This is a genomic window from Fluviicoccus sp. (genome assembly GCF_030646115.1).
In the GTDB taxonomy this organism is placed as follows: Bacteria; Pseudomonadota; Gammaproteobacteria; order Pseudomonadales; family Moraxellaceae; genus Fluviicoccus.
The window spans coordinates 1-1,306 of record NZ_JAUSMX010000007.1 but is presented as its reverse complement, the minus strand read 5'-3'; the positions used below and the strand labels follow the sequence as shown (position 1 = coordinate 1,306).

General features: G+C 60.8%; 2 protein-coding genes. Both read left to right on the top strand.

Going from position 1 to position 1,306, the window contains the following annotated elements:
* Positions 1–992: RIP metalloprotease RseP (rseP, locus tag Q7T36_RS04220; protein ID WP_304844388.1), on the top strand; the 992-nt coding region annotated here is incomplete at its 5' end.
* Positions 993–1,004: 12 nt separating this feature from the next.
* Positions 1,005–1,306 (top strand): POTRA domain-containing protein (locus Q7T36_RS04215; protein WP_370690045.1); only part of this gene is annotated, 302 nt, incomplete at its 3' end.

The window sequence follows — 1,306 nt, the reverse complement described above, 5'->3', positions numbered from 1 at the left end:
TGGCCAGTCCAGTGGCCGGCTCGCTGGCCGAGCGGGCAGGCCTGCGTGGCGAGGAAGTTGTGCAGCAGGCCGCTTTTGAGGGGGACACGCTGGAAGCCGTTCGCTCGTTTGAGGACCTGCGCTGGCGCCTCACGCAAGGCGCCCTTGACGGCCGCGACCTGACGCTGGTGCTTGGCTACGATTCTGCCACCGCAACCCGAACGGTACTGCTGCCGCTCAGCCAACTCGATGCGGCCGAGGCGGACGCCCGGTTATTCCAGAAAATCGGCATCCTCGGCCCATGGACCAGGCCGGTGATTGGACAGGTCATGGCGGGCGGTGCCGCTGAAAAGTCCGGTCTGCGTGACGGGGATCTGGTGAAGCGCGTGGAGGGCCGTGTCATCGTGGACGGCCAGCAGTTGCGTGAAACCATACGCAACTTTGCGCCGGCATCGGCTGGAACCACGGCCTCAGCGCCGCAGCGTTGGGAAATCCTGCGTTCTGGCCAGGCGCTGGTGCTGCAGGTGAGTCCGCTGGTCAAGCAGGAGCAGGGCGCCACTGTCGCCCGAATCGGTGCTTATGTGGGTGAGCCCCCCGAATTCGTGACGGTGCGCTACGGTCCCCTTGATGGCTTGTGGCAGGGCGCCGTTCGCACCTGGGAAGTGTCGCTTTTGACGCTGAAGATGATGGGGAAAATGGTCATTGGCGAGGCTTCGCTGAAGAACCTGAGCGGACCACTGACCATCGCGGATTACGCCGGGAAATCGGTCAGCATGGGCTGGACTTCCTATCTGCTTTTTCTTGCGCTGATCAGCGTGAGCCTGGGCGTTCTCAACTTGCTGCCGCTGCCGGTTTTGGATGGCGGACACCTGATGTATTATCTTTGGGAGGGCATTACCGGCCGCAGCGTGTCTGACGTGTGGATGGACCGCTTGCAGCGCGGTGGCGTTGCCATCCTCCTGGGCATGATGTCTATCGCCCTGTTTAATGATGTCGCCCGACTTTTGGGCTAATTCCAACACTTCATGCAAAAACAATTCAATCGATTCAAAGTTCGTGCAGTTTGCGCTATTGCCGCCGGTTTGTGCCTGATCAACCCTGCTTGGGCCGTTGATCCGTTTACGGTTCGTGATATCCGGGTGGAGGGATTGCAGCGCGTGGAGCCGGGAACGATTTTCGCGTCGCTGCCTTTTCGCGTAGGCGAAACCTATAGCGACGACAAAGGCTCCACGGCGATTCGCGCGCTGTTTGGCTTGGGTTTGTTCAAGGATGTCCGGCTTGAAGTCAGCGGCGACGTGCTGGTCGTGATTGTTGAAGAGCGTCCCAC